This is a genomic window from Streptomyces misionensis (assembly GCF_900104815.1).
In the GTDB taxonomy this organism is placed as follows: domain Bacteria; phylum Actinomycetota; class Actinomycetes; order Streptomycetales; family Streptomycetaceae; genus Streptomyces; species Streptomyces misionensis.
In genome coordinates this window covers 2,923,700-2,947,082 of sequence record NZ_FNTD01000004.1, presented here as the reverse complement: position 1 = coordinate 2,947,082, position 23,383 = coordinate 2,923,700, and the positions used below count along the sequence as shown (strand labels likewise).

Genomic DNA, 23,383 nt, shown 5'->3' with positions numbered 1-23,383 from the left:
GCTACTCCGCCTGCGCGATGTCCGTGTCGATCTGCGCGGCCGCCTTCTTCAGACCGGCGCGCAGATCCCCGACCTTGCCGCTCTCGTAGTCGTAGCCCAACTGCTGGATGGTCACCAGGTACTGGCCGCCGTTGACGGAGGGCGGGGTGGTGGTGGAGCGGGGGTTCGCGGCGATGTCCAGGAAGGTCTTGAAACGCGGTTCGTACCTGAGCTTCGGGGACTTGAGGGCGGCGAGGGTGGAGGGCACGTTGTGGATGTCGTTGGCGAAGCCGACCACGGCGTCCGTGTCCGTGGTGATGTACTTGACGAACTCCCAGGCGGCGTTCTGCCGGTGGCTGGTGGCGGCGATGCCGGTGACGGTGCCGGTGATGTACCCCTTGCCGTACTGGTCCTCACTGCCGTCCGGTACGGGCAGCGGGGCGACGCCGATCTCGAAGTCCGGCTTGGCCGCCTCGGCCATGCCGAGCCGCCACTCGCCGTCCAGCTGCATGGCCACCTGGCCGGTGTGGAAGGGGTGCCTGGGGCCCCACTCGTCGCCGAGGGTGGACCGGAACCGCTCCAGCCGCCGGAATCCGCCGAGTTCGTCCACGAGCCGCTTCTGCAGCGCGAACCCCTGCCGGAAGGCGGGGTCGGTGGCCACCCGCGACTTCCCCTTCGCGTCGAAGTACGTCGGGGAGAACTGCGCGAGGTAGTGCTCGGTGGTGGTCTCCCAGCCGTGGTAGTCCGGCATGAAACCGAGCTGCCGGTAGGAGTCCCCCGCCGGAATCGTCAGCTTCTCGGCGTCGGCCTCGAACTCGCTCCAGGTCCTGGGCGGCCGGGCTATGCCGGCCTTCCGGAACGCCGTCTTGTTGTAGTACAGCCCGTACGCGTCCCCGAGCAGCGGCAGGGTGCACCGGTTCCCGTCGAACCGGGTGTACTCGTTCATCGCCCTGGGGAAGGTCGTGGCCGCGTCGATGCCGTCCTTCTTCAGGAAGGGGTCCAGATCGACGAGCGCGCCCGAGGAGCAGAACTTGCCCACGTTGTTGGTGGTGAACGAGGAGACGACGTCGGGGGCCCGGTCGCCACCGGCGCGCAGCGCCTGGTTGATCTTGTCGTCGGTCATGTCGCCGACGACGCGCACATGGATGTTGGGGTGCGCCTTCTCGAAGCCGGCGACCAGGGACGTGACGGCCCGGACCTCGTTCGGCGCGCTCCAGGCGTGCCAGAAGGTGATGGTCGTGTCCTTGGTGGGGTCGTCCGTGGCGCCCGCGCCGGACTGCCCGGTGCACGCGGCGCCGAGCAGCACGACGGAGACGGTCAGGGCGAGCGCGGCTGGTCCGCCGGCTCTGCGCGTCGCTGTGGGCATGGCGAGGTCTCCCGGGGGCGGGTAGGGAAGGGGAGGACGCGTGCTCTAGCGCGAGGTGTCGAACACCTCGTCGCGGGTCGTGGCGAGCGCGGCCTCCAACGCACCGCGCAGCACCGGGTGTTCACGGATGTCACCGAGGACGAGCCGGGGGCGGGCCGCGGCCAGCTCCGCCAGCTCGGCCTGGACGAGGGCGCGCAGCACCTCGCCGCCGGCGGTCAGCGCGGAGCCGCTGAGCACGACCAGCTCGGGATCGAGGACCGAGACCAGCGAGGCGAGACCGGTGGCGAGCCGGGTCGCGTAGGACTCCAGCAGCGCCCGGTGCGGCCCGCCCGCGTGGTCGGCGGCGCGCGCCAGCAGCTCCGCGGCGACCTCGGTGTACGGCCCCGACGGCACGTCGGGGACGCCGAGCGCGCGGGCCAGCTTCGGCACCTCCTGGGCGCCGGCCAGCTCCTGGTAACCGCCGCTGTTGGCCCGGGTCACCTGCCGCACCAGGGGCGCGCCCGGCACCGGCAGGAAACCGACCTCGCCGGCGCCGCCGGTCCAGCCGCGGTGCAGCCGGCCGCCGAGCACCAGGGCGGCGCCGAGGCCCTCCTCGTTCCACAGCAGCACGAAGTCCCCGTGGCCGCGGGTGGCGCCGAGCCGCTGTTCGGCGAGGGCGACGAGGTTGACGTCGTTCTCGTACTCGACCGGCATCGGCAGCGCGGCGGCCAGCTCGTCGAGCAGCGTGGGGGAGTGCCAGCCGGGCAGGTGCGAGGCGTACCGCAGCCGCCCGGTGTTCGGGTCGAACGCGCCGGGTGTCCCGATGACCAGCCGGTGCACCTCGCCGCGCGCGAGGCCGGCCGCCTTCACGGCGCCGTCGAGGGCGTCGGTGACCTGCCGTACGACGGGCTGCGCGGGGCGCCGGCCGGGGGTGGGCAGCTCGTACTCGCCGACCGTGCGGCCGGTGATGTCGGCGACGGCGGCGCGGATGCGGTCCGGGGTGACGTCGAGCCCGGCGGCGTGGGCGGCGCGCGGGTTCACCGCGTAGAGCTGGGCGCTGGGCCCCGGCCGTCCGGCACTGGTCCCGGTCACCCGTACCAGCCCGGCCGCCTCCAGCCGGGCCAGCAGCTGGGAGGCGGTGGGCTTGGACAGTCCCGTCAGATTGCCGATCCGGGTCCGGGTCAGCGGCCCGTGCTCCAGCAGCAGATCGAGTGCGGCCCGGTCGTTCATGGCGCGCAGCACGCGCGGGGTGCCCGGCGTACCGGCGGTTCCTGCCATGGGGGTCGACACCTGCCTCACTGTTAGGAAACTTTCCTATTGCGGCCGAACGTAAGCCCGGTGCGCAGGGGGCGTCAATACGCGGGAGCCGTGAGGCAACAGAGTCGTTACCTCGGGTCGCGGAGGGTGTCTCAGCCGGCCACGAGGAAGGGGCTGGTGTCGAGGGCGGGGTACGGCGCGGGCAGCGGGAGGGGGTCGCCGAGGTCGACTTCGGTGTCGTGCGTGTAGTAGGCCTCGGCGGGGTTGTCACCGGGAAGGGACGGTCCGGTGTAGCAGTGGGCCGTCCTCGTCTCGCGGTTGATCAGGACGTAGACCGGAATTCCGGCGGCGGCGTAGGTGGCCAGTTTGGCGCCCGTGTCGATGGCGTGGTTGGACGACGTGACCTCGCCGACCAAGGCGATCATGCCGATCGGGTACCAACCCTTGTGAACCCTGAGATATGAGCTGTCCAGTTCGGTCGGCTCACGGCGCAAGATGTAGAAGTCGGGGATCACCAGTGCCATGGTGCTGCCGTCTTGGTGGGCCGCGCGGAAGCCCATGCCCATACCCGCCAGATCGAGTCCGGCCATGTGAAGCTGGAAGGTGAGCTTGACTGCTCCCTTGCTGTGGTTGTAATCCGGCTGCGGCGGCACGATGACCGTCCCCTCGACGTACTCGGGTCGAATCGGCGCCACCGACGCCTTCTCGAACGCGATCAGCAGATCGATGGGGTCCTGCGTCATCATCGGCTCCACGAGAGGTCCGGCGCTCATCGCTCGTTCTCCTTGTCGCATCGATGCCAGGCTAAGCCCGCTCCGGGCGCCCCGGCAGAACGATGGGGCACCCCGAGCGCCACCGCGCCGGAATGCCCCACCCCTCACTCGAACGAGCGTGCTGAACCGTTCCCCTACTTCCGCGGCGGAGCCGTCCGCTGGGTGGTGATCGGTGTCGCCGCCGCGGACTGCGGCGAGTCGGCGTTGGAGAAGGCGGAGGGGGCGGCCACCGTGGCGGTGGGGTCCGGGGTGTCCTCGACGTCCTCGACGGCCGTGGCGCCGCCGACGATCCGGATGCTCGCCGCGTCGAAGGCGCGCTTGACCCGCCAGCGCAGCTCGCGCTCGACCGTCACCGACTTGCCCGGCATCGTCTTGGCCGACAGGCGCACCACCATGGAGTCGATGAGGACCGAGTCCAGGCCGAGCACCTCGATCGGGCCCCACAGCAGCTCGTTCCAGGGCTCTTCCTTGCTCATCTTCTCGGCGACCTCGTCCAGCGTCGCCTTGACCCGGTCCAGGTCCTCGCTCGCCCGCACGGTCACGTCGACCCCGGCCGTCGCCCAGCCCTGGGAGAGGTTGCCGATCCGCTTGACCTCGCCGTTGCGGACGTACCAGATCTCGCCGTCGGAGCCGCGCAGCTTGGTCACGCGCAGGCCCACCTCGATCACCTCGCCGGTGGCCACGCCCGCGTCGATCACGTCACCGACGCCGTACTGGTCCTCCAGGATCATGAACACGCCGGAGAGGAAGTCCGTGACGAGGTTGCGCGCGCCGAAACCGATCGCCACACCGGCCACACCGGCCGACGCCAGCAGCGGAGCCAGGTTGATCTTGAAGGTGGACAGCACCATCAGTGCCGCCGTGCCCAGGATCAGGAAGCTCGCCACCGAGCGCAGCACGGACCCGATCGCCGCCGAACGCTGCCGCCGTCGCTCCGCGTTGACCAGCAGCCCGCCCAGCGCGGTGCCGTCCACGGCCTGCGCGGTGCGCGCCATCCGCTCGATCAGCTTGGTGATCGCCCGCCGCACCACCGCGCGCAGCGCCACCGCCACCACGATGATCAGCAGGATCTGCAGACCCATCGCGAGCCAGGTCGACCAGTTCTCCTCGACCCAGCTCGCCGCGTTCGTCGCGCTCTCCTGGGCGTCCTGGAGCGTCGGCACGGCCGGCGCCGTACCGGACGGCGACGGCGACGGGGACGGTGACGCACCGGCGGCCGTCAGGACCACGGGCAAGGACGACACGGCAGGTACCTCCAGTGCTGCGCGTCCGCACCGGCGGGGCGGTCAAGGGCTGCGAGATCACGAAAGGACCACCGGTCGGACAGGACCACCACACTAACGGGGCATTGTGTGTGCCCTTGGCGGATCCGCCAAGGAGGGGCGCAGGAGAGACACGGCTCACCCTGGCTTGAACAGGCGGTGAAACGGGGGATGAATCACCTGTGGTCGAAAACACTCCCAGCCCGTTACCGGGACATGGTGGCGCCGCCACCAGGCATGAGGGGAGACTGGCTGCAGATCGTCCCGGCGCGAGCCACGCGCCGCCGACGCCCAAGGAGGCACCCGTGCCGCATGTCCTGGTCCTCAACGCGTCGTACGAGCCGCTCGGCGTCGTACCGCTCCGCCGCGCGCTCGTCCTCGTCCTGGAGAACAAGGCCGTCTCCCTCGAGGAATCCGGCGCCTATATGCACAGCGCGACCGTCACAGTCCCCGCACCCAGCGTGGTCCGGCTCAAGCGATTCGTCCGGGTCCCCTATCGGGGGCCCGTACCTCTGACCCGTCGTGCGCTCTTCGCGCGGGACGGGGGCCGGTGCATGTACTGCGGTGGCGTCGCAACCAGCGTCGACCACGTCATCCCGCGCAGTCGCGGGGGCAAGCACGTCTGGGACAACGTGGTGGCATCCTGCCGCCGCTGCAACCACGTGAAGGCCGACCGCCACCTCGTCGAACTCGGCTGGCGCCTGCGCCACAAACCGGCCCCGCCCACCGGTCTGGCCTGGCGCATCATCGGCACCGGCCACAGGGACCCGCGCTGGCTGCCCTACCTCCAGCCGTACGGCGCGGACGACGCCATGGCCCGGATCGACGGCATCTCAGCCTGACGATCCGGGCCTTCGCGCATCCGACGGCCGTACGGCCCCGGGAGCCCCCCGCGCCCCCGGGACCGTACGGCCGTGCCCGCGCACCCGGTCCCGCGCGCGTCAGGCGTACCGCAGCTCCGCCGGGCGCGCCGAGCGGCGCAGCAGCGGCAGCGCGGTGGCCGCCGCCGCGAGACAGCAGCCGTACACGAGGACCGGCACCAGCAGGGCGGCGTACGGCACGACCAGGCCGGGGCCGGTCAGCGCGGCGTACCAGGTGCCGATCGCCATGCCCCCGGCGCCCGCCAGCACCACCGCGGGCAGCAGCGGCAGCGCCGTCTCCAGCAGCAGCGCCCGGCCGAGCACCGCCCTCGGCACCCCGGCCGCGAGCTGCGCGGCCAGCCCCCGGCGGCGGGCCGCCAGCGACTCCGCGGTGCCGACGGCGAGACCGCACAGGGTGATCGCGAGGGCGACGAGGACCGCGGCGCCCGCCAGGGCGATGCCGGTGGTGTAGAAGGCCATCGGCATGCCGAGCTGATGGTCGCGGCGCATCCGGTGCAGATCGGCGAGGAGCGCCTGCCGGACCCCCACGAAACCGGTGCCGACCACCGTGACCAGCAGCACGGCCGCGTGGGTGCGGGCCGCGGCCCACGGGTCGTCGCGCAGCCGCTCCGCCGCGATCAGCGCCGCCGCCGTGCGGGCCCGCCGCGCCACCAGCCGGCCGGCCAGCCGCGCGGTGCCCCCGGCCAGTCCCACCGTGCCCGCGCCGACCGCGACGACCAGCGCGCACACCACCAGCGGAAGCCGGCCGCGGGCACCGCCGAAGGCGCAGAGCGCCGACAGCAGGACGATCAGCGGCCCGGCCGCGTAGCGCGGCCACCGCCGTCCTCCGTCGCGCGGCCGCACCCGGCGCACCCAGCCCAGCGGGGACGCCACCAGCCGGCGCAGCGCCAGCAGGGCCACCGCCGTGCCCAGCACCGGCACCGCGAGGGCGACCAGCGCCAGGCCCGCCCAGGCCGCCGGCGGCGGGCCGCTCCACAGCCGGGACAGGACCAGGGCGGCCGCGGCCGTGGCGAGCAGCGAGCCCAGCAGACAGGCCGGGCCGGTCTCCAGCGCGGCGATCCGGCGCACCTGGGCCGGGGTGGCACCGGCCAGCCGCAGCCCGGCCAGCCGGCGGTCGCGGTGCACGGCACCGATCCGGGCGCACTGCCCGAGGAACCCCAGCACCGGCACCAGCAGCAGGAGCAGGGTGAGGACCACGCCCGAACGCTCGCCCGGCCGGTCCAGCAGACCGCCGCCCACGGACACGTGGTACTGCCCCCGCAGCGAGGCCAGTGCCACGGCGGCCTGCGCGACGCCCGTCGCCAGCGTGGCCCCGGCCGCGGTCAGGGCGGCCCGCCACCACTCCCGCCGGTCCGCGCCCCGGCCGAGCCGCCAGGCCAGCCGCGCCTCGGCCGCGATCGCGCCGCCCGGCGCCCGGCGCGTCACGCCGCCACCTCCGCCGGGAGCACCAGACCGTCGCTCAGCCGCACCTCGCGGTCCGCGTACGCCGCGATCTGCGCGTCGTGCGTGATCAGCAGGACCGCCGTGCCCGCCTCGCGGGCCGTGCGCGCCAGGGCCGTCATCACCTGCTCGCCCGCCAGCGAGTCCAGGGCGCCCGTCGGCTCGTCCGCGAAGACCACCTTGGGGCCGGTCACCAGCGCCCGGGCCAGTGCCACGCGCTGCGCCTGCCCGCCGCTCAGCTCCCCGGGCCGCAGCTCCTCCTGGCCGCGCACCCCGAACCGCTCCAGCCACTCGCCCGCCCGCCGCCGGGCCTCGGCGCGGGAGGCCCCGGCCAGCAGCAGCGGCAGCCCCACGTTGTCCACGGCCGTCAGCTCCGGGATCAGCTGCCCGAACTGGAAGACCACGCCGAAGTCGGTGCGGCGCAGCTCGGTCAGCCGCTGCTCCGGCAGCCGGTCGAGCCGCTGCCCGGCGTACGTCACCGAACCCTCGTCCGGCCGGACGATCCCCGCCAGCAGGTGCAGCAGCGTGGACTTGCCGCTGCCGCTCGCCCCCGTCACGGCGAGGATCTCGCCGGCCGCCAGCGCGATCGAGGCGCCGCGCAGCGCCGGCGTCCTGCCGTGCGCCTTGACCAGGCCCCGGCCCGCCAGCAGCGGCGTCCGGGAACCCCCCTCGTCCGTCATCGTGTCCCCCCTGTGGTTCATGCGGTGTCGACCTCCGCGGTCAAAGTGGTCAGCCGGGCCGCCGTGGTGTTCATCCAGCGGAGGTCGGCGTCGAGGTGGTTCAGGGCGTAGTCCGCCGAGAGCACGGTCGCCAGATCGGCGCCCGGGTCCGTCTTCACCGCCGTCAGCTCCCGCATCCGCGCCTTGTGCGCGGCCTGCTGGGCGCGCAGGTAGGCGGCCGGATCGCCGCCGGCCAGGATGGAGACGACGACCTTGGCGAAGATCTCGTTCGCCACGAAGGGCGCGGGTGGGGTGATCTCCCCGGCCCACCGGGCCAGTTCCCTCGCCCCGGCGGCGGTCGACCGGTACAGCGTGCGCTCGGGCCCGCCGTCCGCGTCCGTCCCCTCGATCTCCGCGAGACCGTCCCTGACCAGGCGTTGCAGGGTCGTGTAGACCTGCCCGTACGCCAGCGGCCGGGCCTGCGGGAAGCGTTCGTCGTGGCGGCGCTTGAGGTCGTAGCCATGGCTCGGCCCCGCCTCCAGCAGGCCCAGGAGGATGTGCCGGGTGCTCATGGTGATCAGTATGCATCAAGTACATGTACTGAGTGAATAGTGAGTGGGGTCGCGTTCACGGGGTAGGGCTGCGATAACCCAGGCCGCCGCACAGACAAGGAGGCCCCCGTGGCCGCACCGGCCCGAAGCCCGATCCCGGCCCAGTGGAAACACGGGCGGGGTTCCGGCGAGCGAAAACCGTTGGTGGAGACGTCCGCCGAGACCATCGAGTCGATGGAGTCGAGCGAGACGGGTGAGATCAGGCTGTACGCGTTCAACGCGGAGGCCGCCGCCACCACCGCGCCGCTGACCAGCGAACCACCGCTGCCCGACGCCGAGCCCCTGACCAGCGAACCCCCACTGGCCGACACCGGCTCCCTGACCAGCGAGCCGGACGCGTACGCGGCGGGGGCGTAGATGACCGGGGCGCCCGCGGACGCGGAACTGTCCCGGCTCGCCGGGCTGCACGGGGTCGCCGTCTCCTACCGCCCCGCCCCCGACCGCACGGTCACCGTCCCGGCCTCCGCCGTGGTCGCCGCGCTGGCCGCCCTCGGCGTCGACGCGGGCACCCCGGACGCGGTCCGCGCCGCGCTCGCCGGCAGGGAGCGCGAGCTGCGTCAGCGGCTGCTGCCGCCGACCGTCGTGCACTGGGCGGGCGACCCGGGCGGCCCCGCCGCCCTCGGTGACCTGCCCGCCGGCACCCGGCTGCGGGTGGAGGCCGAGGAGGGTACGGAGGGCACGGGCTGGGAGTCGTACGGCGGTGCCGGGGCGGGAGAGGACGCCCCCTCGTCCGCCGCCGCCCTCGTCGCCGGACTGCCCCTCGGCGTCCACCGGCTGACCGCCCTCGCCCCCGACGGCCGCACCGCCCGCGCCCACCTCGTCGTCGCCCCCGACCGGCTGCCCGCCCCGCCCGGCCGCTCCCACGGACTGCTCGTCCAGCTGTACTCGCTGCTGTCCCGGCGCTCCTGGGGGATGGGCGACCTCGGGGACCTCGCGGAGCTGGCGGGCTGGGCCGGGCGGACCGCCGGGGCCGGGTTCGTGCAGGTCAACCCGTTGCACTCGGCCGTGCCCGGCGCACCCACCGACCCCTCGCCCTACCGGCCCTCCTCCCGGCGCTTCCCCGACCCCGTGCACCTGCGGATCGAGGACGTGCCCGAGTACGCGTACGTCGCGGACCGCACCCGGCTCGACGCGCTCCTGGAGCGGGCCGCACGGCTGCGCGCCGCCGTCCTGGACAAGGGCGCCCTCATCGACCGGGACGCGGTGTGGGAGGTGAAGCGGCAGGCGCTGGAAGAGGTACTCGCCGTGCCCCTCGGCCCCGGCCGGCAGGCCGCCTACGACGCCTTTTGCGCCGCCCACGGACAGGCCCTCGACGACCACGCCGCCTACCACGCCCTCGCCGAGGTCCACGGCCCCGACTGGCGCGCCTGGCCGGACGGGCTGCGCGACCCGCGTTCCGCGGCGACCGCCCGCGCCCGCGCCCACCTCGCCGACCGCGTCGCCTTCCACACCCGGCTGGCCTGGCTCACCGACGGGCAGCTGCGGGCCGCGCAGCGCGTCGCCCGGGAGGCCGGGATGGCCGTCGGGATCGTGCACGACCTCGCCGTCGGGGTGCACCCGGCCGGCGCCGACGCCTGGGCGCAGCAGGATGTTTTCGCCGCCGGCATGTCGGTCGGCGCCCCGCCGGACGCCTTCAACGCCCGCGGCCAGGACTGGGGCCTGCCGCCCTGGCGCCCCGACCGCCTCGCCGCCACCGGGTACGCCCCCTACCGCGCCCTGCTGCGCGCCCTGTTCCGCTACGCCGGCGCCCTGCGCATCGACCACGTCATGGGCCTGTTCCGGCTCTGGTGGGTGCCCGAGGGCAGCCCGCCCACCGAGGGCACCTACGTCCACTACGACGCCGAGGCCATGCTCGCCGTCCTCGCCCTGGAGGCCGGGCGCGCCGGGGCCGTCGTCATCGGCGAGGACCTCGGCACCGTCGAGCCCGGCGTCCGCGAGACGCTGCAACGGCGCGGAGTGCTCGGCACCTCCGTGCTCTGGTTCGAGCGCGACTGGACTGGCGACGGCCGCCCGCTGCCCCCCGAGCGCTGGCGCGCCGACTGCCTGGCCACCGCCACCACCCACGACCTGCCGCCCACCGCCGCCCGGCTCACCGGCGACCACGTCGAGCTGCGCGACCGGCTCGGCCTGCTCACCCGCCCCGCCGGCGAGGAACGCACCGCCGCCGCCGCGGACGCCGCCGAATGGCTCGCCCTGCTCGGCAGCCTCGGCCTGCTGGACAGCACGGCCACCGGGCCGCCCGGCACCGACGAGGAGGCCGAGATCCGTGCCGTCCACCGCTTCCTGCTGCGCACCCCGGCCCGGCTGATCGGCGTCTGGCTCCCGGACGGGGTGGGCGACCGCCGTCCGCAGAACCTGCCGGGCACCAGCGCGGAGTACCCCAACTGGCGGCTGCCGATCGCGGACCGCACGGGCCGGCCGGTGCCGCTGGAGGAGCTGACCGCCGCACCGCGGCTGCGCGCGCTGCTGGAGGTGTTCGGGCAGCTCAGGGGCGGGGGAGCGGCCGCTACGGGACCCCGGGCGCGCGGCCTTCCGGGTGATTCGCTAACTTGAGATCGGGGACAAGAAGAACGCCCTGCGCGCCGGCGCCCTGGCCGCCGGTACGACGCTGATGATGCTGCTCATGTCGTCCCCCGCGCTCGCGCTGACCCGCGACGACGGCGACGACCCCGGCCCGGGCCTGAGCGTCATCCAGACGCTGGGCCTGTACGTGCTGATCCCGCTCGCCCTGTTCGCGGTCATCGCCGGTCTGGTGATGGTGCTGGACAAGTCCCGCGCGAAGGGGAAGACCACCTCGTCCAACATCACCGTCAAGTCCGACGCGCAGGCCAACAAGGCCTGACCGTCCGGTTCTCCTCGCCGGGGGCGCCTGTCCTCCCGCCGGTACGCGCGAAAGCCGTACCCCGGGGTAGGTCGGCGCCCTCGGCGTTTTCCGGCTCTCCAGTGCTGTGACCGGAAAGGTTCACCGGCTCGCGAACCTTCCCGGCCACAGCACTAGGCTCTCCGTCATGGCGTTCATGAGCACTCCGCACTGCTGCTTCCTCTGACCGGAGGGCGGCGAGGGCGGTGCCGGACGGCATCGCCCTCCTCGGCGTGCCCGTCGGCCTGAACCCGCGGGCACCTCCCCTCCCCTTCGGTCCGCCAGGAGTGCCCGCTCATGCCCCCGTCGTATCCCCCTGCCCTCATACCGTTCCTCCCCCTGCTGCGCTGCCCCGCGTGCGGCGCGCCCCACCTGAGTCCCGCCCACGGCGCCCTGCGCTGTCCGGCCGGGCACGCCTTCGACATCGCCCGCCACGGCTACGTCGGCCTCCTCACCGGAGCCCGTGCCACCAGCGGCGACGACGCGCCCATGGTCCGCGCCAGGCAGCGGTTCCTGGCCGCCGGCGGGTACGAGCCGATCCGCCGCGCGGTGGCCCGGCTGGTCGCCGCCCGGCCGGCGGAGCCGGGCACCGTCCTGGACGCCGGCTGCGGCACCGGCTACTACCTCGCCGGAGTCCTCGACCGGCTGCCCGGCGCGCACGGACTGGGCCTCGACTCCTCGGCGCGCGCCCTGCGTTCGGCCGCCCGGGCCCACGACCGGGCCGCCGCGGCGAGCTGGGACCTCTTCCGGCCCCTCCCGCTCGTCGACCGGGCGGCGGACGTGGTGCTGGACGTGTTCGCCCCGCGCAACCCCGGGGAGTTCCACCGGGTGCTGCGTCCGGGCGGCCGGCTGGTCGTCGTACGGCCCACCGCGCGGCACCTGGCCGAGCTGCGCCACCGGCTGCCCGGGGCGGTCGCGGCCGACCCGGACAAGGAGCGGCGGCTGCACCGGGCGCTGCACCCCTTCTTCGAGGCCGCCCGCACCGAACGGGTCGAGTACGGGCTGTCCCTCGACGCGGAACGGGCCGCCGACCTGGTCGGGATGACGCCGAGCGCCCGCCACCTGGACGCGGCCGGCGCCGGGGCCGGGGCCGGGCGCGTCACCGTCTCCGTCCTCGCGACCGTCTACCGGCGCCGCCCCGGGCCGGTCAGCCCCGCCGCACCTCGTACAGGAAGCACCCGTACTCCACCGCCCTGACGTGCACCAGCGCCACCTCCGGGTCCTCGAACGCGGCCGTGAGGGCGTGGTGGAAGCCGGCCGGGACCAACCGGCCGCCGAGGATGCGGCCCTCGGCGGAGTAACGGCGCAGGACGCGGTGGGAGTTGTCGAAGGGGAGGTCCGGGCCCGCCCAGCCCGGGCACTCCCCGGCGTGGACGAAGACCGGGCCCTGCTCGTCGTAGGCGCCGGGGCGGGCGCCGGTCGCGGCCGCCCAGCGGCGCAGCGGCGCGTACGAGACCAGGGCGATGCGCTCGCCCGGCGCGCTGCGGCGCAGGCAGCAGCGCAGCGGGGCGCCACCCTCCTCGTCGGTGTACGGGGCCGCGGGGCGGCCCGCGTCGTCCACCGTCCGCAGGGCGCGCAGGGTGTCGGCGGGTACGGGGCACACGGTGTAGGTCGTCATGAGTTCACCCTCCGCCGACGGCGCCCGCGTCACCGGCGGGATGCGGACATCGCCTTCCCGCCAGGTGGCATGGAAGGATGGCGCAACCCACACATAACGAGGAGATGACCGCGTGCCTGGCACAAACCTGACTCGCGAAGAGGCGCAGCAGCGGGCCGAGCTGCTCACCGTTGACTCGTACGAGATCGATCTCGACCTCTCCGGCGCGCAGGAGGGCGGTACCTACCGGTCCGTGACCACGGTGCGCTTCGACGTCGCCCGTGGAGGGGCGGAGTCCTTCATCGACCTGGTGGCCCCGGCCGTCCACGAGGTGGTGCTCAACGGCGACCGGCTGGAGCCCGCCGAGGTCTTCGCCGACTCGCGGATCGCGCTGCCCGGCCTGCTGGAGGGCCGCAACGTCCTGCGGGTCGTCGCCGACTGCGCGTACACCAACACCGGCGAGGGCCTGCACCGCTTCGTCGACCCGGTGGACGAGCAGGCGTACCTGTACACCCAGTTCGAGGTGCCGGACGCCCGCCGGGTCTTCGCCTCCTTCGAGCAGCCGGACCTCAAGGCCACCTTCCAGTTCACCGTGAAGGCGCCCGCCGGCTGGACGGTGATCTCGAACTCGCCGACCCCGGAGCCGCAGGACGACGTCTGGACGTTCGCGCCGACCCCGCGCATCTCGACGTACATCACCGCGCTGATCGCCGGCCCGTACCACGCCGTGCACAGCGTCTACGAGAAGGACGGGCAGCGGGTGCCGCTCGGCATCTACTGCCGTCCCTCGCTCGCCGAGTTCCTGGACGCGGACGCCATCTTCGAGGTCACCCGGCAGGGCTTCGACTGGTTCCAGGAGAAGTTCGACCACGCGTACCCGTTCGAGAAGTACGACCAGCTCTTCGTGCCCGAGTTCAACGCGGGCGCCATGGAGAACGCGGGCGCGGTCACCATCCGCGACCAGTACGTCTTCCGGTCCAAGGTGACCGACGCGGCGTACGAGGTGCGCGCGGAGACGATCCTGCACGAGCTGGCCCACATGTGGTTCGGCGACCTGGTCACCATGGAGTGGTGGAACGACCTGTGGCTGAACGAGTCGTTCGCCACCTTCACCTCCATCGCCTGCCAGGCGGCGGCGCCCGGCTCGCGCTGGCCGCACTCGTGGACCACGTTCGCCAACTCCATGAAGACCTGGGCGTACCGGCAGGACCAGCTGCCCTCCACGCACCCGATCATGGCGGACATCCGCGACCTGGACGACGTCCTCGTCAACTTCGACGGCATCACCTACGCCAAGGGCGCCTCCGTCCTCAAGCAGCTGGTGGCGTACGTCGGCGAGGACGAGTTCTTCAAGGGCGTGCAGGCGTACTTCAAGCGGCACGCGTTCGGCAACACGCGCCTGTCCGACCTGCTGGGCGCCCTTGAGGAGACCTCCGGCCGCGATCTGAAGACCTGGTCGAAGAAGTGGCTGGAGACCGCCGGGATCAACGTCCTGCGGCCCGAGATCGCCACCGATGCCGAGGGTGTCGTCACCTCCTTCGCCGTCCGCCAGGAGGCCCCCGCGCTGCCCGCGGGCGCCAAGGGCGAGCCGGTGCTGCGCCCGCACCGCATCGCCATCGGCCTGTACGACCTCGACGCCGACGGCAAGCTGGTGCGCACCGAGCGCGTGGAGCTGGACGTCGACGGCGAGCTGACCGCCGTACCGCAGCTGACCGGCAAGCGCCGGCCGGCCGTGATCCTGCTCAACGACGACGACCTGTCGTACGCCAAGGTCCGCCTGGACGAGCAGTCCCTCGCGGTCGTCACCGAGCACCTCGGCGACTTCACCGAGTCCCTGCCGCGCGCCCTGTGCTGGGCCTCCGCCTGGGACATGACGCGGGACGCCGAGCTGGCCACCCGCGACTACCTCTCGCTGGTGCTGTCCGGCATCGGCAAGGAGTCCGACATCGGCGTGGTGCAGTCGCTGCACCGCCAGGTGAAGCTGGCCATCGACCTGTACGCCGACCCGGCCGCCCGCGAGGCCCTGCTCACCCGCTGGACCGACGCCACGCTCGCGCACCTGCGCGCGGCCGAGGCGGGCAGCGACCACCAGCTGGCCTGGGCGCGGGCGTTCGCGGCGACCGCGCGCACCCCGGAGCAGCTGGACCTGCTGGAGGCCCTGCTGGACGGCTCGCAGAGCATCGAGGGCCTGGCCGTGGACACCGAGCTGCGCTGGGCGTTCGTGGAGCGGCTGGCCGCGGTGGGCCGGTTCGACGAGGCGGAGATCGCCGCCGAGTACGAGCGCGACAAGACCGCGGCCGGCGAGCGGCACGCGGCCACCGCGCGCGCGGCCCGGCCGACCGAGGAGGCGAAGGCGGAGGCCTGGTCGTCGGTGGTCGACTCCGACAAGCTGCCCAACGCGGTGCAGGAGGCCGTGATCGGCGGCTTCGTCCAGACCGACCAGCGTGAGCTGCTGGCGCCCTACACCGAGCGGTACTTCGAGATCGTCAAGGACGCCTGGGACTCCCGCTCGCACGAGATCGCCCAGCAGATCGCCATCGGCCTCTACCCGTCGCTCCAGGTGTCCCAGGAGACCCTGGACCGGACGGACGCCTGGCTGGCGGCGGCCGAGCCGGGCGCGGCCCTGCGCCGCCTGGTCTCCGAGTCCCGCGCGGGCATCGAGCGCGCCCTGAAGGCACAGGCCGCGGACGCGGCCGAGTAGCACGCGGTACCCGAAGGGGCGCCCGGCGGATCGCCGGGCGCCCCTTCCTCGTGTCCGGCGGGAAGGCGCCGGGGCACGGAAAAGGGCGGCCACGCGTCCGTGGCCGCCCTGCCGGGTCAGGCGGCCAGTTCCGCCGCCACCAGTTCCGCCAGCTGCACGGCGTTCAGCGCCGCGCCCTTGCGGAGGTTGTCGTTGGAGACGAAGAGGGCGAGCCCGTTGTCCACCGTCTCGTCGGCGCGGATACGGCCGACGTACGAGGGGTCCTGGCCGGCCGCCTGGAGCGGGGTCGGGATGTCGGACAGGGCGACGCCCGGGGCCTTGGCCAGCAGTTCGGTGGCGCGCTCGGGGGAGAGCGGGCGGGCGAAGCGGGCGTTGATCTGGAGGGAGTGGCCGGTGAAGACCGGTACGCGCACGCAGGTGCCGGAGACCTTGAGACCGGGGATCTCCAGGATCTTGCGGGACTCGTTGCGCAGCTTCTGCTCCTCGTCGGTCTCGTTCAGACCGTCGTCCACGATCGAGCCGGCCAGCGGGAGCACGTTGAAGGCGATGGTGCGCCGGTAGACGTTCGGCTCGGGGAAGTCGACCGCCTGGCCGTCGTGGGTCAGCTTGTCGGCCTCCGCGGCCACCTTCTGGACCTGGCCGTGCAGCTCGGCCACGCCCGCGAGACCCGACCCGGACACCGCCTGGTAGGTGGCGACGACCAGGGCCTCGAGGCCCGCCTCCTCGTGCAGCGGCTTGAGGACCGGCATCGCGGCCATCGTGGTGCAGTTCGGGTTGGCGATGATGCCCTTGGGGCGGTCGGCGATCGCGTGCGGGTTCACCTCGGCGACGACCAGCGGCACCTCGGGGTCGCGGCGCCAGGCCGAGGAGTTGTCGATCACGACGGCGCCCTGCGAGGCGACCTTTTCGGCCAGCGCCTTGGATGTCGCGCCGCCCGCCGAGAAGAGCACGATGTCGAGGCCGGAGTAGTCGGCGGCCGACGCGTCCTCCACCGTCACGCCGTCCAGCACCGTGCCGGCCGAGCGGGCCGAGGCGAACAGCCGCAGCTGCGTGACCGGGAAGTTGCGCTCCACGAGGATCCTGCGCATGACCGTGCCGACCTGACCGGTGGCTCCGACGATTCCGACCCTCACGACGACTCCCTCTGTCCGACTCTGCCTGGCCCCGGGGCTGACCGGGGCGTTTCCATGATGCGGCCGACCCCGGCCCACCTGTCCAATTCTTTGCGACATGTGCCCGAGGAGTGGACGTGCCCGCAAGGGCGCCCCACCGGGTGCCCGCGCCGCACGCCGTGCCGCCCAGCCCCCTGCCCGGCCGGGACACGGTCATACGGACGTGTGACGCACGCCTCTGCCGCGAGGCGCTCCGTCCCGGCGCCGGGCGCGCCCCCTGCCCCGGCGGATGAACGGGGAACGACCGCGTCCGGACCGTCCGCGATCCACTCCGTGACCACGTGCCGTACCCGGTGATCGACGTCCCGTGATCGGCGCCCCGCGTTGCCGTCTCGTTCACGCCGGGGCCACCCCCGCCGCCGACGATCCCCCTTGAGCGGGGCGTACGCGTACGCGGCGGCCCGCGACCACTGCCGACGCGTTCGCACCCGGGGAGATCGCGCATGCCGCGCACACGCTCTGTCGCCGCCTCCGCCGCGGGGGTCAGCCGCCGCTCCGTCCTCGCCGCCGCCGGAGCGGTCTCGCTCTCCGCGGGCGTCGGCTACGCCCTGCGCCCCACGGCCAGCGAGGCCGCCACCACCGCCCCCGCCACCCGGACGCCCGCCGCCGGGTCCCGGGGGCCGGCCGCTCCGCTCGCCCCCTCCACCAAGGGCACCACCCTCGACTCGGTCGCCACCCCGCGAGGCGCCTCCGGCTACCGGCGCCTCGGCGACGGGCCCGGCTGGCCGCGGGTGGTGCGCACCGAGCTGGCCGCCCCGAAGTCCGGGCGGGAGGGACGCCGCACGACGCTCGCCGCGTTCGTGCAGTTCACCGATCTGCACCTCCAGGACGTGCAGCACCCGCTGCGCCTGGAGTACATGCGCGTCACCGACACCCACTCCTGGCGCCCGCACGAGGCGCTCACCGTGCCCGGCGCGGTCTCGCTGGTGGAGCGGGTGAACGCGCTGCGCGGCGGCCCGGTCACCGGCGCCCCGCTGGGGTTCGTCATGACCACCGGCGACAACACCGACAACAACGCCCACTCCGAACTGGAGTGGTTCATGAAGGTGATGAGCGGCGGCCGGATCACCCCCAACACCGGGGACCCCCGGTACTACGAGGGCGTGCAGAACAGCGGCCTGAAGATGTTCTGGCAGCCCGACTCCGACGTCCGCGACGGCGACAAGGCGCTCGGCTTCCCGCACCTGGACGGCTTCCTCGCCGCCGCCGTCCGCGAGGTGCGCAGCCCCGGCCTGGACGTGCCGTGGTACTCCACCGTCGGCAACCACGACGCCCTCCCGCTCGGCTGCTACGGCTCCCACGGCGACCCCTACCTCGCCGAGGCCGCGATCGGCGGCCGGAAGCTGTACGACGTCGCCCTCGCCGACGCCAAGAAGCTCCAGGCCGCCATCAAGAACGGCACGGACCCCGCGGCCGTCGGCTACCGCGACTTCCTCAAGGCCCACGCGAGCGGCATGCGGGCGGTCACGGCGGACGAGAAGCGCGCCCCCTACACCCGGTCCGACTACCTCAAGGCCCATCTGGACCCCGCCTACCAGGGCCACGGCCCGGCCGGGCACGGCTACTCCGCGGCGAACCTCGACGCGGGCACCCAGTACTACGCCTTCCGGATCTCGGACGACGTCATCGGCATCAGCCTCGACACCACCGACCCCGGCGGCCACTACCAGGGCTCGATCGGCACCGCCCAGCTGAAGTGGCTGGACAGGACGCTGCGGGAGAACAGGGACTCCCACGCCGTCGTCTTCAGCCACCACACCAGCAAGTCCATGGACAACACCCGCCCCGACCCGGACCGCCCCGGCGAGAAGCGGCACGGCGGCGCCGAGGTGGTCACGCTGCTGTCCCGCCACGCCAACGTGCTGGCCTGGGTGAACGGGCACATCCACCGCAACGTCGTCACCCCGCACCGCACCGGCGGCGGCCGCTCGTTCTGGGAGATCTCCACCGCCTCGCACGTCGACCACCCCCACCTCGCCCGGATCATCGAGCTGACCGACAACAAGGACGGCACGATCTCCCTGTTCACCACCCTGATCGAGTCCGCGGCCCCGCACCGCACCGATTTCGCCGACCTCTCCCAGACCGGACTCGCCGCGCTCTACCGGGAGTTGGCGTTCAACGCCCCCGGGGCGAGCCCGAACCTCGCGGGCACCGCGGCCGACCGCAACACCGAACTGGTGCTGGAAAAGGGCTGAATCGCGGCCGTCCGGAGCGGTGCCGGGCAACCCCCGGGCACCCGGCACCGGTATCTTCCCCCGACAGCGCACATCACCAGTTGGGGGAAGACATGCCGGCACGCACGGTCCTGGTGGGCGCCACCGCCCTGCTCCTGACGGCGGCCCTCACCACCCCGGCCCTCGCCACCCACGCCCACCCCACCCCCCGCCCCGCCGGAGCACGCTCCGCCGACGCGCACTCCGCCACCCGCCGGGCCGTCGAGGCCGCCGTCGCGGCCGGCGTCCCCGGTGTGACGGTCACCGTGCGCGACCCCCACGGGACCTGGTCCGCGACCGCCGGCACCGGCGACCTGCGCACCGGCGAACCGCGCTCGCCGCGGGACCGGTACCGCATCGGCAGCATGACCAAGACCTTCGTCGCCACCGTGCTGCTCCAGCTGGAGGCGGAGGGGCGGCTGTCCCTGGACGACACCGTGGACAAGTGGCTGCCGGGGCTCGTACGGGGGCACGGCAACGACGGCCGCCGCATCACCCTGCGCCGGCTCCTCGACCACACCAGCGGCCTGCCCAACTACACGGAGGACAAGGAGTTCCGCGCCGCGCACCTCACCGAGGACGGCTTCCGGCGGCACCGCTACGACACCCTCACCCCGAGCGGGCTGCTGGCCATCGCCCTGCGGCACGCGCCGGACTTCGCGCCCGGCACCTCCTGGCACTACTCCAACACCAACTACGTCGTCGCCGGGATGGTCGTCGAGAAGGTGACGGGACACTCGTACGCCACCGAGATCACCCGCCGCGTCATCGAGCCGCTGGGCCTGCGGGCCACGTCCCTGCCCGGCACGCAGGTCACCCTCCCGCGTCCCAGCGGCCGGGCCTACTCGACGTTCGACGACCCGGCGGGACCGGTGTACGACGTCACCGACCTCGACCCCTCCCTCGCCGGCTCCTCGGGCGAGGTGATCTCCGACTCGGCCGACCTGGACCGCTTCTACGGCGCCCTGCTGGGCGGACGGCTGCTTCCCGCCCGCCAACTGGCGGAGATGCGGACCACGGTCGCGATCGACGGCGTCCCGGACGTCCGCTACGGCCTCGGCCTCATGGACCGCAGGCTCGGCTGCGGCGTGCACGTCTGGACCCACACCGGCGACATCCTCGGCTCCACCTCCGTCGCGGCGGCCACCGCCGACGGCCGCCATGTGCTCGCGCTGAACTTCAACAGCGACTGGGCCGGGGACACGGACGCGGTGGTCGAGGCCGAGTTCTGCGGGGACTAGCCAGCTGGACACCGTCCGGTCCGGGGGTGCGGCCGTGCGGTCGTATCACGTGGATATATACTTTCCATATGCACGTATCCTCCGGCGGTGGCGGCGCCCCCCTGGACGGACAGGACGATCTCCTTCTCCCGGACCGCTTCGGCGAACCCGCCGACGACGGCGACCCCTCCGCCGAACGCCGTATCCAGAGCGCCGCCCAGGGCATGCTGCGCGACCTCGCCAGGCTGACCCAGGCGCTGTTCCGGGCCGGGGAGTACGGCCTGACCCGTACCGAGGCGTCCCTGCTCGCCGCTCTGGAGACCACGCCCCGGCGCGTCACCGAACTCGCGGCGCGCACCGGCCTGGTGCAGCCCCGGGTCACGGTGCTGCTCCAGAAGCTGGAGGACCAGGGGCTGGTCGAGCGCCGCCGCTCCACGGCCGACCGCCGCGTGGTGGAGACGACCCTCACCCCCGGCGGACGCCGCCTGCTCGAACAGGCCCGGCAGCGGATGGCCGCCGCCCTGCTGGACGCGCTGCACAGCCCCACCGTCGAAGAATGCGAGCGCACGGTGTACGCCGCGCGGCAGGCCGTGGCCACGCTCGCCGAAGCCATGGAACCGGAGGCCACTTGACCCGCCCAGGAACCGCCCGGCAGGAAGCCGATCCCACCCCGGCCGTGACACCGGCCGAAGCCGTGCCCATCGGCGTGGCCCCCAGACGGGTGGCCGGTCCGTACCGGTGGTGGGACCGCGTGCTGGTCTCGGACCCTGGACTGGGTCAGCTCCAGGCGGGCTGGCGGACGCTGGTGACGATGGTCACCTCGCTGGCGGTCGGCTACGGACTGTCGCACGCCCTCGCCGTTCCCCCGATGATCGGCATGATGGTCGGCGGGATGATGGGCCTGATGAACGGCTTCGCGGTGACCGGCAACAGCTGGGACAAGATAGCGAAGTCCAGTCTCTGGATGCCGTTCCCCTACACCCTGGTGCTCTGGGTGGCCGCGAGCCTGAGCGGCCACCGCACGCTGGAGCTCGGCCTCAACGTCGTCGCGCTCGCCGTGACCTTCCTGCTCGCCCGGTTCGGTCAGCTGGCGCTGCTCACCGGCATGATGCTGTTCAACGGGCTGATGGTGGGCACCATCGCGGGCATCCCCTCCGCCATGGTGGGCAAGGCGTTCGTGATCGCCCTGGTCTCCGCCGCGGCGGTGCTGGCCGCCCGGCTCCTGCTGTGCTACCCGATGCCCAGGGAGGACCTGCTCCGCACCCAGCGGGCCTTCGTCCTGGAGGCCCGCCGGCTGGTCGACATCACCGTCGACGCGCTCGACCCCGACGCCTCCCCGAAGCGGGCGGAGCGCCGGATGAACCGCTCGCTGCGCCGCCTGAACCTGGTCACCCTCACCATCGACGCCCGCCTCGCCCAGCCCGAGGCCGCCACCGACCCCGTGGTGGCGGAGCTGCTGCACCGGCATCTGTTCGACGCGGAGCTCGCGCTGCGCGGCATCAGCCAGGCGGTCCAGGTGCTCACCACGCAGTCGCCGCCCGAAGAGCTGCGCCAGTGCCTGGCGGTGGGCCTGCTGCTGGCCCGCGACACCCCGCCCGCCGAGGCCGGCGGGCTGCGGCCCGCCGTGCGGACCATCCGGGAGCGGGCCGACGCGATCCTGCACGACCCCCGGGCAGCCGCCCACGACGCCGAGTCCGCGGCCCTCGTCCGCCGCGTCGCCGAACTCCTCGAATCCCTGGCCGACTCCCTGTCCGGCTGGCTGGCCCTGGGCCGGCGCACACCCGACAGCCCCGCCGCGGTGCCCTTCGAACCGGCCGTGGCGCTGGAGAACAACCGCATCCCCGGCTCGGCCGCGCCGATGCGGCGCGTGCTCACCGCGCGCACCCAGAGCGGCTGGCAGCGGGTCGTGCCCTTCGTGCGGGCCCCGCTGCACGCGGGAGTGGCCGCCGCGATCGCCTGTCCCATCGCCGACGCCATCGACCCGCGGCGCTTCTACTGGGGCCTGGTCGGCGTGATGATCACGCTGTTCGGCACCAACACCACGCACGAACGGCTGCGCAAGTTCGGCCACCGCATGATCGGCACCGCCGCCGGCGCGATCATCGGGGTGCTCCTGCTCCACTGGGTCGGCCGCGACCACGTCTACTGGACGCTCACCGTCATCGTCCTCGGTCTCGCCCTCGGCTCCTGGGGCATGCAGCGCGCCTACGCCCTGTGGACCACCGGCCTGGTCGTCGCCCTCGTGCAGCTCTACGGCCTGACCACGCCGGACAGCCGGATGGACCACCTGCTCGGCGAACGCCTCCTGGACAACGGCATCGGCATCCTGGCGGCGGCCGCCTGCGCCGCGCTGATCTTCCCCCTGTCCACCCGGTCGATCGCCCGGGAGGCGGAACACGGCTACGTCCGGGCGGTGCAGAACCTGCTCACCCAGGTCTCGGCCCGCTGGGAGGAGCCGGACAGCCCGGTGCGGCTGCGGGGCGCGGCACGAGCCGTCGACGTCGCGCTGTTCGAGGTCGCGGAGGTCTCCCGGCCGCTGGTGCGCATGCCGATCGGGGTGCGCGGACGCGGGCCGCTCAACCGGATGGCGCTGCTGACCACGGCCACGGGACACGCCCGGGCGCTGGCGTCCGCCGCGGACATCGACATCGACCTCCCCCCGCGGCTGTCCGAGCGGCTCCAGCTCGTCACCCGCACCTTCACCGACTCGCTGCGCGCCCTCGACCACCACCTCGTCAACGACACCGCCCAGGGCGCCTGGCGCCCCGTCGGCCCCATGGTCCGGGAGTTGCAGGCCCAGGTGCGCCCGGCCGCGCCCGGCCCGCGCGCCCAGCGGCTGCAGACCGCCCTGCGCGAACTGGAGGCACTGGACACGGCACTGGCCGCGTTCGCCGAGAAGAGCGGGCTGCCCGTGGCCCCCGGCACCGGCCGGGACGCGGGGCAGCCGTGCCCGTCCCGGCGGCCCGCGCCCGTCCCGGCGGCGGACGCCCCGGCGGCGGGCCGGGGCGGAACGCGCCTCGTGCGGACGCCGTCCGCCCAGGTCGCCGTCGCGGTGGGCACCGGCACGGCGGATCCCGCCGCCGGTGCGGTCAAGGCGCAGGGCGCGGCCGCGGCGTACCTCGCCGGCGCGGTGTCCTGCGCCGCCCACCCGGACGGCTGCCCCGGCGTCAGGATCACCGTCATCAACTCCCGCGGCCAGCGGGTCGCCCAGACCCACGCCGACGCCGGCCGCTACCGGCTCGGCCTGCGGCCGGGCTCCCACACCCTGGTGGTGGCGGCGGCCGACCACCCCCCGCGCGCCCAGTCCGTCACGATCCACGCGGCGCGGGCGGACGTGCGGCTGGACATCCGGCTGTAGGCGGGCGCCGGGGGCGCCCCGGCCGCCGCCGAGGCGTTCCCCGGCGGATCGG

Annotated in this window: 19 protein-coding genes; 10 read left to right on the top strand and 9 right to left on the bottom strand. The window is 73.8% G+C overall.

The features are described 5' to 3' along the window. Position 1: 1 nt before the first annotated feature. From BLW85_RS15055 to BLW85_RS15040, 4 genes are all read right to left on the bottom strand, one after another. The gene (locus BLW85_RS15055) at positions 2 to 1,345 is read right to left on the bottom strand and encodes an ABC transporter substrate-binding protein (protein WP_167381408.1); all 1,344 of its coding nucleotides are present in this window, start codon (positions 1,343 to 1,345) and stop codon (positions 2 to 4) included. A gap of 45 nt (positions 1,346 to 1,390) precedes the next feature. Continuing rightward, entirely contained in the window at positions 1,391 to 2,602 is a 1,212-nt protein-coding gene (locus tag BLW85_RS15050) for an ROK family transcriptional regulator (protein ID WP_074992310.1), read from the bottom strand. A gap of 131 nt (positions 2,603 to 2,733) precedes the next feature. Further along, positions 2,734 to 3,354, bottom strand: coding sequence for a Uma2 family endonuclease (locus BLW85_RS15045; protein WP_074992309.1), 621 nt, complete (start codon positions 3,352 to 3,354; stop codon positions 2,734 to 2,736). 134 nt (positions 3,355 to 3,488) lie between these two features. Next, a complete protein-coding gene (locus BLW85_RS15040) occupies positions 3,489 to 4,598 on the bottom strand; it encodes a mechanosensitive ion channel family protein (RefSeq protein ID WP_074992308.1) in 1,110 nt (369 codons plus the stop codon). Positions 4,599 to 4,921: 323 nt separating this feature from the next. On the opposite strand from BLW85_RS15040, the gene BLW85_RS15035 reads away from it, so the two are divergent. Continuing rightward, positions 4,922 to 5,458 carry an HNH endonuclease gene (locus BLW85_RS15035; RefSeq protein ID WP_070027169.1) on the top strand — a complete coding sequence of 179 codons (537 nt, stop codon included), beginning with the start codon at positions 4,922 to 4,924 and terminating at the stop codon, positions 5,456 to 5,458. Between the two features lie 99 nt (positions 5,459 to 5,557). Here the strand turns inward: BLW85_RS15035 and BLW85_RS15030 are convergent, their stop codons facing one another. From BLW85_RS15030 to BLW85_RS15020, 3 genes are read right to left on the bottom strand one after another with little or no spacing between them, the layout of a single operon-like run. Further along, entirely contained in the window at positions 5,558 to 6,922 is a 1,365-nt protein-coding gene (locus BLW85_RS15030) for an FtsX-like permease family protein (RefSeq protein ID WP_079172340.1), read from the bottom strand. Then, positions 6,919 to 7,617, bottom strand: coding sequence for an ABC transporter ATP-binding protein (locus BLW85_RS15025; protein ID WP_074996080.1), 699 nt, complete (start codon positions 7,615 to 7,617; stop codon positions 6,919 to 6,921). Before BLW85_RS15025 ends, BLW85_RS15030 begins: the two co-directional genes overlap by 4 nt. A 17-nt stretch (positions 7,618 to 7,634) precedes the next feature. Further along, complete coding sequence (locus BLW85_RS15020) at positions 7,635 to 8,168, bottom strand: PadR family transcriptional regulator (RefSeq protein ID WP_074992307.1); 534 nt, start codon at positions 8,166 to 8,168, stop codon at positions 7,635 to 7,637. Positions 8,169 to 8,276: 108 nt separating this feature from the next. Here BLW85_RS15020 and BLW85_RS40910 point away from each other — a divergent pair, with 108 nt between their 5' ends. From BLW85_RS40910 to BLW85_RS15000, 4 genes are all read left to right on the top strand, one after another. Next, positions 8,277 to 8,564 carry a hypothetical protein gene (locus tag BLW85_RS40910; protein ID WP_074992306.1) on the top strand — a complete coding sequence of 96 codons (288 nt, stop codon included), beginning with the start codon at positions 8,277 to 8,279 and terminating at the stop codon, positions 8,562 to 8,564. Continuing rightward, positions 8,565 to 10,760 carry a 4-alpha-glucanotransferase gene (malQ, locus tag BLW85_RS15010; RefSeq protein ID WP_074992305.1) on the top strand — a complete coding sequence of 732 codons (2,196 nt, stop codon included), beginning with the start codon at positions 8,565 to 8,567 and terminating at the stop codon, positions 10,758 to 10,760. 58 nt (positions 10,761 to 10,818) lie between these two features. Continuing rightward, positions 10,819 to 11,049: a hypothetical protein gene (locus BLW85_RS15005; protein ID WP_074992304.1), complete on the top strand. Its 231-nt coding sequence runs from the start codon at positions 10,819 to 10,821 to the stop codon at positions 11,047 to 11,049. A gap of 315 nt (positions 11,050 to 11,364) precedes the next feature. Then, a complete protein-coding gene (locus tag BLW85_RS15000; RefSeq protein ID WP_074992303.1) occupies positions 11,365 to 12,264 on the top strand; it encodes a methyltransferase domain-containing protein in 900 nt (299 codons plus the stop codon). Here BLW85_RS15000 and BLW85_RS14995 read toward each other — a convergent pair. After that, a complete protein-coding gene (locus tag BLW85_RS14995) occupies positions 12,215 to 12,685 on the bottom strand; it encodes a DUF1203 domain-containing protein (protein ID WP_070027156.1) in 471 nt (156 codons plus the stop codon). The genes BLW85_RS15000 and BLW85_RS14995 overlap by 50 nt on opposite strands. Positions 12,686 to 12,797: 112 nt before the next feature. On the opposite strand from BLW85_RS14995, the gene pepN reads away from it, so the two are divergent. Then, complete coding sequence (gene pepN / locus BLW85_RS14990; RefSeq protein WP_070027155.1) at positions 12,798 to 15,365, top strand: aminopeptidase N; 2,568 nt, start codon at positions 12,798 to 12,800, stop codon at positions 15,363 to 15,365. Between the two features lie 116 nt (positions 15,366 to 15,481). On the opposite strand, the gene BLW85_RS14985 is transcribed toward pepN, so the two are convergent. Then, on the bottom strand, positions 15,482 to 16,498 hold the full coding sequence (locus BLW85_RS14985; protein WP_074992302.1) for an aspartate-semialdehyde dehydrogenase: 1,017 nt from the start codon (positions 16,496 to 16,498) through the stop codon (positions 15,482 to 15,484). Positions 16,499 to 16,980: 482 nt separating this feature from the next. On the opposite strand from BLW85_RS14985, the gene BLW85_RS14980 reads away from it, so the two are divergent. The 4 genes from BLW85_RS14980 to BLW85_RS40595 all read left to right on the top strand — a co-directional run bounded on the left by BLW85_RS14980 (position 16,981) and on the right by BLW85_RS40595 (position 23,331). Next, entirely contained in the window at positions 16,981 to 18,735 is a 1,755-nt protein-coding gene (locus BLW85_RS14980; protein ID WP_074992301.1) for a TIGR03767 family metallophosphoesterase, read from the top strand. Positions 18,736 to 18,827: 92 nt separating this feature from the next. Beyond that, positions 18,828 to 19,994 carry a serine hydrolase domain-containing protein gene (locus BLW85_RS14975; protein WP_208624843.1) on the top strand — a complete coding sequence of 389 codons (1,167 nt, stop codon included), beginning with the start codon at positions 18,828 to 18,830 and terminating at the stop codon, positions 19,992 to 19,994. A 68-nt stretch (positions 19,995 to 20,062) separates the two neighbouring features. Further along, the gene (locus BLW85_RS14970; protein WP_079172339.1) at positions 20,063 to 20,605 is read left to right on the top strand and encodes a MarR family winged helix-turn-helix transcriptional regulator; all 543 of its coding nucleotides are present in this window, start codon (positions 20,063 to 20,065) and stop codon (positions 20,603 to 20,605) included. After that, entirely contained in the window at positions 20,602 to 23,331 is a 2,730-nt protein-coding gene (locus BLW85_RS40595; RefSeq protein ID WP_279628604.1) for an FUSC family protein, read from the top strand. Before BLW85_RS14970 ends, BLW85_RS40595 begins: the two co-directional genes overlap by 4 nt. Positions 23,332 to 23,383 lie beyond the last annotated feature (52 nt).